This window comes from Streptomyces sp. NPDC090083, from assembly GCF_044747445.1.
Taxonomy (GTDB): Bacteria; Actinomycetota; Actinomycetes; order Streptomycetales; family Streptomycetaceae; genus Streptomyces.
In genome coordinates, this window is sequence record NZ_JBIVED010000001.1 from 380356 (window position 1) to 394636 (window position 14281).

Annotated in this window: 11 protein-coding genes; 6 read left to right on the top strand and 5 right to left on the bottom strand. The window is 71.9% G+C overall.

Annotated elements, in window-relative coordinates; genetic code table 11:
* Positions 1-3: 3 nt before the first annotated feature.
* Genes ACIPTO_RS01605 through ACIPTO_RS01615 form a run of 3 tightly spaced genes read left to right on the top strand, consistent with a single transcriptional unit; the run spans position 4 to position 4408 of the window.
* A complete protein-coding gene (locus ACIPTO_RS01605) occupies positions 4-1857 on the top strand; it encodes a LamG-like jellyroll fold domain-containing protein (RefSeq protein WP_401188484.1) in 1854 nt (617 codons plus the stop codon).
* A 35-nt stretch (positions 1858-1892) separates the two neighbouring features.
* Positions 1893-3566 carry a histidinol-phosphatase gene (locus ACIPTO_RS01610; protein WP_401188487.1) on the top strand — a complete coding sequence of 558 codons (1674 nt, stop codon included), beginning with the start codon at positions 1893-1895 and terminating at the stop codon, positions 3564-3566.
* Positions 3566-4408, top strand: coding sequence for a hypothetical protein (locus tag ACIPTO_RS01615; protein WP_366311317.1), 843 nt, complete (start codon positions 3566-3568; stop codon positions 4406-4408). The genes ACIPTO_RS01610 and ACIPTO_RS01615 overlap by 1 nt, the downstream gene beginning before the upstream one ends.
* Before the next feature lie 42 nt (positions 4409-4450).
* Here ACIPTO_RS01615 and ACIPTO_RS01620 read toward each other — a convergent pair whose 3' ends face one another.
* From ACIPTO_RS01620 to ACIPTO_RS01635, 4 genes are read right to left on the bottom strand one after another with little or no spacing between them, the layout of a single operon-like run.
* Positions 4451-4906, bottom strand: coding sequence for a MaoC family dehydratase (locus ACIPTO_RS01620; protein WP_401188489.1), 456 nt, complete (start codon positions 4904-4906; stop codon positions 4451-4453).
* A gap of 14 nt (positions 4907-4920) precedes the next feature.
* Positions 4921-6432, bottom strand: coding sequence for a long-chain fatty acid--CoA ligase (locus ACIPTO_RS01625; protein ID WP_401188491.1), 1512 nt, complete (start codon positions 6430-6432; stop codon positions 4921-4923).
* 10 nt (positions 6433-6442) lie between these two features.
* Positions 6443-7312, bottom strand: coding sequence for an amidohydrolase family protein (locus ACIPTO_RS01630; RefSeq protein ID WP_401189662.1), 870 nt, complete (start codon positions 7310-7312; stop codon positions 6443-6445).
* An 11-nt stretch (positions 7313-7323) separates the two neighbouring features.
* Complete coding sequence (locus tag ACIPTO_RS01635) at positions 7324-8241, bottom strand: SDR family NAD(P)-dependent oxidoreductase (RefSeq protein WP_401188493.1); 918 nt, start codon at positions 8239-8241, stop codon at positions 7324-7326.
* A gap of 236 nt (positions 8242-8477) precedes the next feature.
* Between ACIPTO_RS01635 and ACIPTO_RS01640 the strand changes: the two genes are divergently transcribed.
* Positions 8478-8903: a MarR family winged helix-turn-helix transcriptional regulator gene (locus tag ACIPTO_RS01640; RefSeq protein ID WP_401188496.1), complete on the top strand. Its 426-nt coding sequence runs from the start codon at positions 8478-8480 to the stop codon at positions 8901-8903.
* A gap of 20 nt (positions 8904-8923) precedes the next feature.
* Complete coding sequence (locus ACIPTO_RS01645) at positions 8924-9841, top strand: IclR family transcriptional regulator (RefSeq protein WP_401188499.1); 918 nt, start codon at positions 8924-8926, stop codon at positions 9839-9841.
* Between the two features lie 83 nt (positions 9842-9924).
* Here the strand turns inward: ACIPTO_RS01645 and ACIPTO_RS01650 are convergent, their stop codons facing one another.
* Positions 9925-12585: an FAD/NAD(P)-binding protein gene (locus ACIPTO_RS01650; protein WP_401188502.1), complete on the bottom strand. Its 2661-nt coding sequence runs from the start codon at positions 12583-12585 to the stop codon at positions 9925-9927.
* Between the two features lie 342 nt (positions 12586-12927).
* Here ACIPTO_RS01650 and ACIPTO_RS01655 point away from each other — a divergent pair, with 342 nt between their 5' ends.
* Positions 12928-14175: an Ig-like domain-containing protein gene (locus ACIPTO_RS01655; protein WP_401188504.1), complete on the top strand. Its 1248-nt coding sequence runs from the start codon at positions 12928-12930 to the stop codon at positions 14173-14175.
* The last annotated feature ends 106 nt before the right edge of the window (positions 14176-14281 follow it).

A 14281-nucleotide genomic window follows, 5' to 3' on the forward strand; every position in this document is an offset into this window, starting at 1 on the left:
CATGTGTGCACTTCGCATGACCACGAACACGAGCAGGAGCGGTGCGAGAGCGCGCAAGCCGGCGCCGGACGACGCACCTTCCTGCGGGCGACCGCCCTGCTCGGCGCCGCCGCCACGGCCGGCGTCGCACTGCCGGGCGGCGCCGAGGCGGCCCCGGACTCCGGTTCCGCGGCGGCGCATTGGCGGCCCGACACCGACAGCCGCCGCTTCACGCTCGCCGTGATGCCGGACACCCAGTACCTGTTCGACGGACCCAGCATCGACAGTGCGCCCGTCGAGGCCTCGCTGCGCTACCTCCTGGAGCACGGCAAGGACGACAACATCGTCTTCCTGTCCCACCTGGGCGACCTGACGCAGAACGGCGCCGCGCCCGAATGCGCCGCGATCGGGGAGGCGTTCGAGCTCCTGGACCGGCGCGGCGTCGGCTACAGCGTGCTGGCCGGCAACCACGACATCGACTCGTCCAAGGACGACCAGCGCGGCGCGTCCGCGTACCTGGACACGTTCGGCCCGCGCCGCTTCAGGAACAAGTCCACCTTCGGCGGGGCCTCTTCGGACGGCTACAACACGTACCACGTGTTCAGGGCCGCCGGCCGGGAGTGGCTGGTGCTGGCGCTGGACTGGCGGCTGTCGGCGCAGGGCTACGCCTGGGCGGAGGACGTCCTCGCGCAGCATCCGAGGACGCCGGTCGTCCTCACCACCCACGAACTCGTGGTGGCCGACGACACGTTGTCGGACTACGGGCAGCAGCTGTGGGACCGGCTCGTCGCGGACCACGACCAGATCTTCCTGACCCTGAACGGCCACTACTGGCCCGCCGGCCGGGCGACCCGCAAAAACAAGGCGGGCAACGACGTCCACCTGCACCTGACGAACTATCAGAACCGCTACTTCGGCGGCGCGGCGATGATCCGGCTCTACCACTTCGACCTGGACCGCGATGTCATCGACGTCGAGACGGTGTCGCCGTGGATCCTGGGCCGGGCGGCGAAGGGCCTCAACGAGCTGGAGCGGCGGGAGATCGAACTCAGCGGCGACGCCGACCGGTTCTCCGTCGGCATCGACTTCGCGGACCGCTTCGCCGGCTTCGACCCGGTGCCGGCCCGTGCGGCGCGTCCCGCGTCGAAGCTGGTGATCCCGGGCACGGCGGCCTACTGGCGCTTCGAGTCCCCGGTGTCCGGCACCGTCCGCGACCTGTCCGGCCACGGCAACGACCTCACCGTGGTCACGGTCGGCGGCGGCACGCTCGGCTGGTCGGCGGACCACCACCCCGACCAACCGGCCCACGGCAGCCTGGAGTTCACCGGCCACAAGTCGCCGCTGAAGGGCGCCTACCTGCGCACGGCCGACCGCGCGCCGCTCAACTCCGCGACGTTCGAACGGGGTTACACGATCGAGGCGTTCTTCCGGCTGCCCGCCGACTGGGACCCCGACCACAACGCCTGGTCCGGACTGGTGAGCCGGACCGGCACGGGCGGCGACGCGGGCAAGACCGCCGACGACCCGGACGAGCCGCTCGCCACTCTGTCCCTGTCCAACGACCGCGAGCCGCAGTGGGCCGTCCGCCCGCTCGACCAGGAGGGCATCGCCAGCAACTGGGGCCAGGAGACCCCGCTGGAGACCTGGACGCACCTCGCCGTCGTCAACGACGGCCGGCACACCACGCTGTACGTCGACGGCTGCCCGGTCGTGCGCAATCCGAAGGCGTCCGCCGTGGGCCTCACCTCGGCCGGCCTGCCCTGGCTGCTCGGCGGCTACACCTACGCGGACAGGATCGACCAGATCCTGCGCGGCCGCCTCGGCGACGTCCGGATCGTCTCCCGGGCGCTGCCCGTGACCTCCTTCATGACCCACTGACAGCCCTCCACACCCCAGAGGACTTCCGAGCCATCATGACCGAGCAGCAGCTGCCCACCTGGGCCGACCCGTCCGTCTCCCCCGCCGACCTCGACGCACAAGGCGTCTCCCGACGCCGACTCCTGCGCCGCGCGGGCCTGTTCGGCGCCGCGTTCGCCCTCGGCGCGGGCCCGCTCGCCACCTCCGCGGCGGCGGCCGGCCGGGGCTACGGCGGCGACGACCCGCGCCTCGCCTACCTCGTCGGCGACCACCACGTGCACTCCGTGTACAGCCACGACGCGAAGTACACGTTCTCCCAGCAGGCGCGGGCCGCCGCGAGGTACGGCCTCGACTGGATGGTCTTCAACGAGCACTCCAACTTCGGACACGCCTCCTACGGCGCGAAGCTGGAGCACGCGGAGATCCTCAGGGCACGTGCCGCGAACCCCCGTCAGCTGATCTTCCAGGGCCTGGAGTGGTACATCCCGGCGGCCGAGCACTGCACGATCTTCGCCGCGCCGAGCCGGCACGAGGTGGATCTGCTCACCCGGTTCGAACTCGCCTACGACGGCAAGCTGTTGGGCTACGACAAGGGCGGCGCCGCCGACGCGGACACCGCCCGCAACGAGGCCCACGCCGTGAAGGCCGTCAAGTGGCTGGCGGAGCAACGCCGTTCGGGCTACGTCGACGACGTCCTCGTCCTCGCCAACCACCCGCTGCGCCTGGGCATCGACTCCCCGCACGAGATACGCGCCTGGCGGGACGCGGCCCCCGAGATCATGATCGGCATGGAGGGCGCGCCCGGCGCCCAGGGCGCGGCCCTGCCCGGCTGGGGCGGTGCGACGTCCGTCCGCGGCGAGTACCAGAACAAGCCGTCGGACCAGTCCTGGTCGGGCTACCCCGAGGGCGCGTACGTGACCTACGGCGGTTTCGACTGGGCGACGGCGACCGTCGGCGGCCTGTGGGACTCGATGCTGGCCGAGGGGCGGCTCTTCTCGATCACCACCAACTCCGACAACCACCGCACGGTCCACGACACCTGGGCCAACGGCGCCTGGCCCGACGGGCAGAACTTCGACAACACCGGCAGGCTCCCCGACCCGGTGCGGACCGACTCCGAGCAGCCCGGCAGCGACTTCTGGCCCGGCGAGTTCAGCCGCACCCACGTGGGCGTGACCCGCTACGGCTACCGCGAGGTCATGGCGGGCCTGCGCGCGGGCCGGGTCTGGGTGGACCACGGGCATCTGCTGGACGGGCTCGACGTCCGCCTGAAGCGGGACTGCGACCACGGCCGGGGGGTCACACTGGGCGGCCGGCTGCGGGTCCGCAGGGGCGACCGGCTCACCCTGAACATCACCGTGACGACCGCCTCGCGCCCCAACAGCCAGGGAATCCTGCCGGAGTTGGCGCACGTGGACGTCATCCGGGGCGCGGTGCGCGGTGCGGTGGCCGACCGGGACGCGTGGCGGGCGCCGGACACGAAGGTCGTCCGTACGGCGGACGTCAGCGGCCGCAAGGGGACGTACACCCTGCGCGTCCCGGTGACCGCCGGGGACGAGTCCTTCTATCTGCGGCTGCGCGGCAGCGACGGCGAACGGCACGGCACGGGCTACCTCGGCGCCTCGGTGGACCCGCACGGCCCGATCCCCCACGAGCCCGGCAACGGTGACCCGTGGGCCGACACATGGTTCTATTCCAACCCCATCTTCGTCGACCTGGCAGGTATCTGATGAAGCGTCAACTGACTGTCCTCGCCGCCTTACTGGGTGCGCTCACGCTCGGCGTGAGCACCTCCTCGGCGGCGGCCTCCACCACCTGGGTGGAGACCGGCACGGCCTACACCGGCAGTCTCGGCGGCGGTGAGGGCGTCGCCAGTCGGGCCGACGGCTCGCTGCTGTACCGCGGGCTGGCGTCCATCCCGCTGGATCTGCGCATCCAGGGCTGGAACCACATCGGCGACCCGGACATCGCGAACGGCTACGTCTTCGACGCCTACCAGGGCGCCGACACCGGCACGTCCAAGATGTTCGCGGTCACCACGCCGTCCGGGACGCGCTACACGTACGTCCACACCCTCGACCCGGGCGAGAAGATCAACAACTCGTTCGACGCGATCTCGCCGGACACGCAGTGGATGGTGTCGGGCGAGTGGGGCGACCAGTCCAGACTCCAGGTCTTCCCCACTCCCCTGCTCAACGCCTCCACCCCGAAGACGGGCGGGGCGCTGCCGCAGGCCGGACAGATCACCCTGGACCGGACGGTGAACGACATCCAGGGCTGCGACTTCGTGACGGACACCCGGCTGGTGTGCGTCTCGGACGACGCGTCGGGGACCAAGTTCCCCGAGATCCGCCCGCTCCTCCAGGTCGACCTGCCGCACAAGCTGGACGGCCAGCCGGTCACCGGCACGGTCACCAGCCTGTTCGCGCTGCCCCAACGCAGCATCTGCACGGGCACGTTCGAGGCCGAGGGCATCGACTACGACGTGAACAGCGGCACACTGCGGGCCGAGGTCGTCCAGCCGGGCGTGTGCCAGGTGTCGACGAGCGTGTACGCGTACAAGCAGCAGTAGACGGGCGGCGGTACCCGCACGACGGTCGACCGTGACCGTCCGTCAGACGTAGAACCGCGAGAGGCTCCGCAGGACGGCGGCGGGCTTTGGCCCGCCGTCGATCTCGATCGTGCCCTCGACGGCGATCTGCACCCCGCCCGGTACGTCCTCGACGGCGGCGAGCCGCGCGGCGAGCCGGATCCGCGAGCCGGCCTTCACCGGTGCGGGGAAACGGACCTTGTCCAGGCCGTAGTTGACCTTCGTGGACACGCCCTCGACGTCCAGCAGCTCGGTGAAGAGCGGGATGAAGAGGGACAGGGTCAGATAGCCGTGCGCGATCGGCGCGCCGAACGGTCCGGCCGCGGCCTTCTCCGGGTCGACGTGGATCCACTGGTGGTCGCCCGTCGCGTCGGCGAAGGTGTCGATGCGCTCCTGGGTGACCTCGATCCACTCGCTGGTGCCGAGGTCGCTGCCCGCGAGCTTCCTGAGTGCGTCGAGGCCGTTGACGGTGATGCTCATGAGTAGCCCGTTCCTTAGGGGAGTTGCCGGTCCCCGAAGCGCTTGCGCACCCGGGACTTGAGGAGCTTTCCGGAGGCGGTGCGCGGGAGTTCGTCCGCGACCACCATCGACTTGGGGATCTTGTACCTGGCGAGCCGCCCGGCCAGCGACGCGAGCACCTCGGCGGGGTCGAGCGGGACGCCCTCGCGCGGGACGACGACCGCGCGCGGCACCTCGCCCCACGTGTCGTCCGCGACCCCGATCACCGCGCACTCCACGATGTCGGGGTGGGCGAGCAGCAGGTCCTCGATCTCGGCGGGGTAGATGTTCTCCCCACCGGAGATGATCATGTCCTTGATGCGGTCGACGATGTACACGTAGCCGTCCTCGTCGGCGCGTGCCGCGTCCCCGCTGCGGAACCAGCCGTCGGCGAAGACCGCGGCCGTCTCCTCGGGCAACCCCCAGTAGCCGGGCATGACATGGGGTCCGCGCACCACGATCTCGCCGGTCTCGCCGACGTCGGCGGGGGTGAGGTCGGGCCGCACCACCCGTACGTCGCTGAAGAAGTGCGGCACGCCCGCCGAGCCCGCCTTGCTCCGCGCGTGTTCGGCGTCCAGGAACAGGGTGCCGGGCGCGGCCTCCGTCATGCCGTAGCCCTGGAGGAAGGTCAGGCCGCGTTCCTGGTAGGCGGCGATCAGCGGGGACGGGACCGGGGAGCCGCCGCAGGTGAGGATGCGCAGCGAGGAGAGGTCGGCGTCGGCCCAGCGGGGGTGCCGGGCGAGTTGGTCGAACATCGTCGGGACCCCGAACATGAAGGTGATGCGGTGCCGTTCGACGAGGTCGAAGGTGGCCGCCGGGTCGAAGGCCGCGACCAGGACGCAGGCGCCGCCCTTGAGCAGCACCGGCAGGGTGAGCATGTTGAGCCCGGCCGTGTGGAACAACGGGGCGGAGACCAGGGCCCGTTCGTCGGCGACGAGGTCGGTGTCGACGAGGACGTTGAGGGCGTTCCAGGTCAGGTTGCCGTGGGTGAGCATGGCGCCTTTGGGGCGGCCGGTCGTGCCCGAGGTGTACATGATGATGCAGGTGTCGTCGGCGGTGACGGGCTCGTCGATCGGCTCGTCCGCGGCGGAGTCGATCAACTCCTCGTACTCCGGGCCGACTTCGATGTAGACGCGTACGTCGGTGCTGCCCGGCAGTCCGGCGACGAGCCCGGTGTGCGTGGGGTCGTAGAGGAGGATCCGGGCGCCGGAGTCGGTGAGTTGGTGGGCGATCTCGGGGCCGGCGAGGCGGGTGTTGAGGGGGACGAAGACCGCGCCGAGGAGGCCGGCCGCGAACAGGGTCTCCAGGTAGGCGGGGTGGTTCGGGCCGAGGTAGGCGATGCGGTCGCCGCGGCGGAGGCCCCGGGCCCGGAGGGCGTGGGCCAGGCGGGTGGTCCTGGTATGCAATGTGCCGTAGTCCGTCGACGAACTGCCGTGGACCAGAGCCGTACGGCGTGGGGTCTTCCGAGCCCGGCGGGCGGGCCAGGACCCCAGTCCCTCGTTGCGCATCCGGCATCCCTCAGGTCAGGCCGAGCAGGCGGGCGGCGTTCTCCTTGAGGATCTTCGGGCGGACCTCGTCCTTGATGGGCAGCTTCTCGAAGTCGGCGAGCCAGCGGTCCGGAGTGAGGACGGGGTAGTCGGAGCCGAAGAGGACCTTGTCCTTGAGCAGGGTGTTGGCGTACTGCACGAGTTGCGGCGGGAAGTACTTCGGGGACCAGCCGGAGAGGTCGATGTGCACGCCCGGCTTATGGGTGGCGACGGCGAGGGCCTCGTCCTGCCAGGGGAAGGACGGGTGCGCCAGGATGATCCTGAGGTGGGGGAAGTCGACGGCGACGTCGTCCACGTGCAGCGGGTTGGAGTACTTGAGACGGATGCCGCCGCCGCCCGGGACGCCCGCGCCGATGCCCGTCTGGCCCGTGTGGAAGAGGGCGATGGCGCCCGTCTCCTCGATGACCTCGTACAAGTCGTAGGCCACGGCACGGTCGTTGGGGAAGAAGCCCTGGATGCTGGGGTGGAACTTGAAGCCCCTCACCCCGTACTCCTCGACCAGGCGGCGGGCCTGCCGTACGCCCGCCCTGCCGCGGAAGGGGTCGATGGAGGCGAAGGGGATGAGGACGTCGGCGTTGGCGGCGGCGGCCTCGGCGACCTCCTCGTTCGGGACGGGCTCGGTGCCGGTCGCGGACTCGGCGTCGACCGTGAAGACGACGGCGGCCATGTTCCGCTCGCGGTAGTACGCGGCGGTCTCCTCCAGGGTCGGCTTCCGCTTGCCCTCGACCTTGAAGTAGGCGGAGGAGGCGTCGTGCAGGTCGTCGTCCAGGGAGGAGTGGCCTTTCGACGACACCTCCGCGTGGGTGTGGACGTCGATCGCGACGAGTCCTTCGAGGTCCATGGGGGGTGTCATCACGCCTCCGGGAGCTTCGGTGCGGGGATGCCCACCGACTGGAGTTCGGCACCGACCGAGGCGGTGAAGGCGTCGGCCAGCGTGTCGGGGGTCCAGCCGCCGTCGGCGTAGGCCGTGCTGATCTCCCGCGGGTGGGACCAGAGTGCCACCTTGTCGCCGCCGATGCCGATGGCCTGGCCCGTGATGCCGCGCGCGGCCTCGGAGGCCAGGAACGGGACGAGTGCCGCGCAGTCCTCGGGAGTGCCGAAGCCCTCGCCCTTGCGCAGGACGTCGGGGAGGGGCTCGCCGTTCTTCAGCGCCTCCACGTAGGGCGCGAACGCGGGGATCGTCTCGGTCATCGCGGTCGCGGCGACCGGCACGATCGCGTTCACGGTGATGCCCGCGCGACCCAGCTCCATCGACCAGGTGCGGGCCATGGCGGCGATGCCCGCCTTGGCGGCCGCGTAGTTCGTCTGGCCGAAGTTGCCGCGCTGGCCGGCGGGCGAGCCGACCAGGATCAGGCTGCCGCCCCCGCCCTGCTCGCGCATCCGCACGGCGGCGGCGCGGGCGCAGGTGAAGGTGCCCTTGAGGTGGGTGGTGATCACCGCGTCGAAGTCGTCGTCGGTCATCTTCCACAGCACCCTGTCGCGCAGGATGCCCGCGTTGGTGACCAGGACGTCGAGCCGCCCGAACTCGGCGACGGCACGGTTCACCAGCCGTTCGGCGGCTTCCGCCGTGCCGACCGGGACCACCTCGGCGACGGCGGTGCCGCCCGCCCCGGCGATCGACTTCACGGCCTGGTCGGCCACCGCCTCGTCGATGTCGTTGACGACCACGGACGCGCCGTGGGCGGCGAGGGCGTGTGCGTAGGCGAGGCCGAGGCCCCGGCCGCTGCCGGTGACGACGGCGACCTTGCCGGTCAGATCGATGCTGGGCACGAGGGGTCCCTTCACAAGGCGGTGCATCGCGATGCGGCTGCTGACGCACCGGTGCGGCTACGAGATCGAAGCTAAGAGCAATAATTGTTGACGTCAATAGTTGTTGCCGACGGGCCAGGTGCGTCAGACTGGCCCCGGACCACCGCACGCCCCGCCCGGGGCCTCGACCCAGGGAGCCCGCCATCGCCCGTCAGCCGCACGCCGCGAACCCGCCGATCGACGCGCACGAGCCGTGGATGCGCGGGCTGCACGCGGACACGGGCTACCTCATGTACCGGCTGGGCCTGCGGTCGGGCCAGCTCTTCAACACGTTCCTCCAGGAGTCGGGCCTGCGCCTGCGCCACTACGCGCTGCTCCGCTTCCTGGCCACGACCGAGGGCGCCCTCCAGCGCGAACTGAGCACCCGCCTCGGCTACGACCCGAGCGCGATCGTCGGCCTCGTGGACGACCTGGAGAAACTCGGATTCGCCGAGCGCCGCCCTTCCCCCGACGACCGCCGCAGCCGCATCGTGGTCCTGACGGCGGACGGCCGCGGCTTCCTCCGCGACACGGACGAGGCGGGCCTGCGCGTCACGAACGAACTGCTGGGCCCGCTCGACGCGACCGAGCGCGCGACCCTGCACACCCTGCTGCAACGGGTCGCCGAGGACGGACTCGCCTGACCCCGGACGGAGGCCCGGCCATGCCCACCACCCGGTCCACGACGACCGCCGGCTCCGCCACGACGGCGGGCTCCGCCACGCCTGCCGAGGCCGCCACGGCCACCGGGCCCGCCGCCACCGCCCGGCCGGCACCGGCCACCGGACCGGCCATCCCGACGGGACCCTCGGTGATCCCCCGGGCGGCGGCGCCCGCCACGCGCTCCGCGCCGGACCGGCTGCTCGCCGTGCTCGCCGCCTTCGACCACACGCACACTGCCCTGTCCCTGTCCGACATCAGCCGCCGCGCCGGCCTCACCCTGACGACCGCCCACCGGCTCGCGGGCGCCCTCACCGAGTGGGGCGCCCTGGAACGGGACACGACGGGCACGTACCACGTGGGCCTGCGGCTGTGGGAGGTCGCGGCGCTCGCCCCGCGCGGCCTCGCCCTGCGCCAGCTGGCGCTGCCGTACCTGGAGGACCTGTACGAAGCGACGCACGAGAACGTGCAGTTGGCGGTGCGGGACGGGTCGGAGGTCGTCTACACCGAGTGGATCTCGGGCCGTTCGGCGGTCGGCGTGCACATCCGGGTCGGCGCCCGCTGGCCCCTGCACGCCACCGGAGTGGGCCTCGCCCTGCTGGCCCACGACGCCCCGGACGGCCAAGAGGCCTACTGCGCCGGGCCGTTGGCGTCCTTCACGCCGTACACGATCACCGATCCGGTGCGACTGCGCCGGGTCCTGGCCGACGTACGGCACACCGGCGTGGCGGTGAGCAGCCGTCAGGTCACGGACGACGCGCTCTCGGTGGCCGCGCCGGTGCGCGGTCCGGGCGGTGCGGTGGTGGCGGCGGTGTCGGTCGTGGTGCCTCATGCGGACGCCCAGGTACCGGCGTTGGTCCCGGCGGTGCGGCTCGCGGCGCGCGGCATCTCGCGGGCACTGGGGTGGCGCCCCGAGCCGTGACGGCGCCCTTCCCGGCCCGGACCGGGCCCGCGTGCACCGACCGGCCGACGTCCACCCCGGCACACCCCCGTCCTCCGCTCAACTCATCCGGGGAGTCCCGCCAGCATCCGCCGGTCCCGGGGCGCCGCCGTGCGGTCCAACCGCGCGTCGAGCAGCCGTCGTGCCGCGTCGCACCGCCCCGCGGACACCAGCGCGTACAGCAACGTCTCCTCCACGACCTCGCGTTGGGCCGCGCTGCCGCCCACCCTGCGGAGGACCGGGAGCAGCGCGTCGAGGCCGTGGGCGGCTTCGTGGAAGCGGTGTTCGACGAGGGCGACGAAGGCATCGCAGAGGGGAGCGATGACCTCGCGCTGCACCGGGTCGGCGCCCGCCGCGTGGTCGCGCAGACGGCGGAGGGCCGGGAGGTCTCCGGCCGCCGTCAGCGCCACCGCCGCGTGCAGGGCCGTGAACGCCGTCGCCGGGCGCTCCAGCACCTCGCGGGTCACCGAGTCCAGGACGTCCGAAGTAGGCTGCTCCCCCTGCCAGTTGCCGCTGAGCCGGGCCCGCCACAGCAGGGACCCCGAGTCGACCAGGGCACGCATCCCGGTCACCCGTCCCGGCGCCAACTGGGCGAACCAGCGCCTGCGTAGGGCGGCCGGGTCGTCCAACGCCAGTTCGTGCAGGGCGATGTGCCAGGAGAAGTGGGCCCGGTGGACCGCGCCCCGGCCCTGCCCCGAGACCCAGCGGTCCAGCCAGTCGCGGCCCGCCTCGTGGGCGCCGGACTCGTAGTGGACGTGGGCCAGCGCGTGCACGGCGTGGCCGGAGGCGGGCTCGACCGCCAGGGCGCGGTGGGCCAGTTCGCCCGCCTCGTGCAGCCGGCCCTGCTCCTGGCGGAGGAACGCGAGCAGCGAGGTGTGGAACCAGTGCCCGTCGTAGGCCGGGGACGTGCGCTCGACGAGCCGTAGGGCGAAGTCGTCGTCCAGGTCGGTGACGCCGGAGAAGGCGATGGTGGGGACGGCGGTGGCGAGGGCGAGCGCGTCGGCCGGGTGGGTGCCGAGGTGGCGGATCAACGCGCGGTCCCCGTCGGTGGATCGGACCCTGCGGGTGATCACGTCGACGAGGGACCGCTCGCGTTCGTCGGCGCGTTCGCGTGCGCTGCGCTGGGCGTCGGCCAGTGCCCGGGGGACGTCGACGGCGGCTCCGCATTCGTGGCCGAGGAGGGCCAACGCGGCGTGTCCCAGGGCGAATCCGGGGTCGAGGGCGACCGCGCGGGCGAAGGCGGCCTCGGCTCCGGCGCGCACTTTGAGGACCCGGTCGAGTCCGTTGCGGTAGGCGGTGGCGGCCTCGGCGTGGGTGGACAGCGGGAGTCCGAGTCCGTCGACGGGCCTGCGGCGGGTGCGGCGCGGCGGCGGGGCGAGGAGGTGCCGGGCGAGGGTGGCGGCCTGGACGCGGATCTCGGGGATCGCGGTCGTCTCCCAGAGTTCCCCGCGTCTGGGGGCGCCGAGCGTGAACAGCGGTCGTACGCAGCGGCCCTGGGCGTCGAGGAGGCGTCCGTCGCGGGTGGCGGCCCCCATGCCGAGCGGACCGGGCACGGCCGTGCCGGACTCGAACAGGGAGCGCCACAACGGGTCTTCGAGCCGTTGTCCCGGTCCGGTGCAGTCGATCACCCAACCCGCGTGCACCGCACGGCCGTTGGACAGCGTCACCGTCAACCGCTCGCCGGACCGCGCCACATCGGTGATCGTGCCCGTGTGGAGCCGGAGGCGGCGGGCGGTGCGGGCGCGGGTCAGGGACTCGGCGGTGGCGGGGGCCATGCGGTGGCGGTGGGTGTTCCAGAGGGCGCCCTCGCCGCCGAGGAACTCGTCGCGTTCCTCGGGCGTGAGGCTGTGCCAGAGGCGTGCGGTGTGCGGGCGGAGACTGTCCAGGGCGGGGCGCCAGTCGCCGTGGGTGCGGACAGAGCGGCTGATGTGCCGGTAGACGGTCCGGCGCAGTCCGCTCAGGGTCGGGTCGTCGGGCCAGTCCGGTGCCTCCATCGCGCCGGCCGGGCCCAACGCGTGGGGCTGGGGCAGGAGTCCGCTGCGGGAGACGGCGTGGACCGTGCGTTCGGGACGGTCCAGGGTGAGGGCGAGGTCCACGGCGGTGAGGCCGGTGCCGACGAGGAGGACGTCGGCGCTGTCCTCGCGCACGGCGTCCAACACACCTGGTTTCCAGGGCGAGTCGACGAAGCGGGGCGAGGTACGCAGCGCGGGCGGGGCCCAGGCGGCCGTAGGGGCGGCGGGGCCGGTGGCGAGGACGGCACCGTCGGCGGTGAGGAGTCCCCCGTCGGCGAGGTGGAGTTCCACCGGGCCGTCGGGGGTGCCGGTACAGCGCTCGGCGCGGGTGCGCAGCCGGCGTACGGAGACCGTGCCGTGGGAGCGGACGACGGCCTGGGCGAGGGTGTCGGCGAGATAGGCGCCGAAGCGGTAGCGGGTGGCGAAGTCGGTGCCCCTGACGGTGGGTTCACCGTGGCGGCACAGCCAGCGGGTGAAGTGACCGGGGTCGTCGGGGTAGCAACTCATGCCGCCCGCGGGGACGTTGAGCCTGTGGCGTGGATCGGGGGTGGCGTAGGCCGTGCCGCGGCCGGCTTCCGGGGCCGGGTCGACCAGTACCAGGTCGAGGGGGGTCCGGCGGCGGGTGGCGGTCTCGCAGAGCTGGACGGCGGTCAGGGTGCCTGCCGCGCCCGCTCCGACGATCGCCACGGTGGGCCGCGTGCGGACTTCGGTCACGAATACCTCCGGCGTGGTCTGCCGCGGAGCCGCCGAAACGGAACTCCGCCTTCGGTTCCTTTCTCACTCTTCCGACCGGTCGGGTGGGGAAGCCATGGCGGGACAGGGGATCTCACCGGATACTCAGGACACCGGTCGGCGCCTTCATACTCTGTTCACACTCGGGAAGCGTCCGGCAACCGTGGTTTCAGGCCTTCTTTCAGGCTCTCTTCACAGGAATCTCAGGTGGAGCCCCTGTGATTCAAAGATTCAACCCATGGACGTGACGCAGGATGCAACGGCACTGGTGATCTCGTCGCGTACGGCCAGGGCGTGTGCGCGACATGCGGAGGAAGGCCTGCCGTGGGCGTGTCGCACATATCCAACCGGTCCGAGAAGCAGTCGGAGAGGTGGTCCCGTCGTGGGGTCCTCACCGTGCTCGGGGTGGTGCCGGCCGCCGTGCTGACCGGTTGCAGCGGTTCGGCGGGGGCCGCGGAGAGCTCGTCCTCCGGCGGTGGTGCGTCGGCGACGGCGTCCGCGAAGGCCGCGAAGGCGCCGACCGTCACGGTCACGCCCGCCGACGGCACCAGGAAGGCCGACTTCACGGCTCCGGTCACCGTGAAGGTGACCGACGGCACGTTCGCCGCGGTGAAGGTGACCGGCAACGACGGCTCCACGCTGGCCGGGACCTTCGACGACGCCAGGACGACATGGACGTCCGCGAGGAACCCGTACTCGGGCACGAAGTACACGGTCGCCGCGCAGCCGCGGGGCGCCGCCGCCCAGACGCTGACCTTCACCACGAAGTCGCCCGGCGAGACCTTCGTCGGCTACTTCACCCCCGAGGCGAACTCCACCTCCGGCGTCGGCATGCCCGTCTCGATCAACTTCACGCACGCGGTCGAGGACCGGTCCGCCGTCCAGAAGGCGATCACCGTCACCGCCGATCCCGCCGTGGAGGTCGTGGGCCACTGGTTCAGCGACACCCGGCTCGACTTCCGCCCCGAGACGTACTGGGCGGCCGGCACGAAGATCACGCTCAGCCTGCGCCTGAAGGACGTGGAGGGCCAGGACGGCGTCTACGGCGTGCAGTCCAAGGACGTCACCTTCCACATCGGCCGCGAGCAGATCAGCACGGTGGACCTGGCCGCCAAGGAGATGGTCGTCAAGCGCGACGGCACGACGCTGGCCACCTACCCGGTCAGCGGCGGCAACGCCCAGCACACCACCTGGTCCGGGATCATGGTGATCAGCGAGCGGTTCAAGCAGACCCGCATGGAGTCCTCGACGGTCGGCCTCGGCGACGAGTACGACATCTCGGACGTCCCGCACGCCCAGCGCCTCACCACCTCCGGCACGTTCGTGCACGGCAACTACTGGGCGTCCACGTCGGTGTTCGGCAGCGAGAACACCAGCCACGGCTGCGTCGGCCTGCACGACGCGAAGGGCGCGAACGACACCTCGGTGGCGGGCTACAAGTTCTACGAGAGCTCGATGCTCGGTGACGTCGTCGTCGTGAAGAACTCCGGCGAGAAGACCGTGGCGGCGGACAACGGTCTCAACGGCTGGAACCTGTCGTGGGCGGAGTGGAAGACGGGAAGCGCTGTCTAGGACCGTCGCGCCGAAAGGCGGAGCGGAAACCTCCTCTTTCACCGTATTCACCCCCTGAACTCCCGCCCGCCGAAAGGACTTTCCCGGCTTCACCTCTTGACGTCCG

Excerpts from the sequence above, each read along its gene's own strand:
- ACIPTO_RS01610 (WP_401188487.1), top strand. The coding sequence starts at position 1,893 with ATGACCGAGCAGCAGCTGCCCACCTGGGCCGACCCGTCCGTCTCCCCC.
- ACIPTO_RS01615 (WP_366311317.1), top strand. The coding sequence starts at position 3,566 with ATGAAGCGTCAACTGACTGTCCTCGCCGCCTTACTGGGTGCGCTCACG.
- ACIPTO_RS01620 (WP_401188489.1), bottom strand. The coding sequence starts at position 4,906 with ATGAGCATCACCGTCAACGGCCTCGACGCACTCAGGAAGCTCGCGGGC.
- ACIPTO_RS01625 (WP_401188491.1), bottom strand. The coding sequence starts at position 6,432 with ATGCGCAACGAGGGACTGGGGTCCTGGCCCGCCCGCCGGGCTCGGAAG.
- ACIPTO_RS01630 (WP_401189662.1), bottom strand. The coding sequence starts at position 7,312 with ATGGACCTCGAAGGACTCGTCGCGATCGACGTCCACACCCACGCGGAG.
- ACIPTO_RS01640 (WP_401188496.1), top strand. The coding sequence starts at position 8,478 with ATGCGCGGGCTGCACGCGGACACGGGCTACCTCATGTACCGGCTGGGC.
- ACIPTO_RS01645 (WP_401188499.1), top strand. The coding sequence starts at position 8,924 with ATGCCCACCACCCGGTCCACGACGACCGCCGGCTCCGCCACGACGGCG.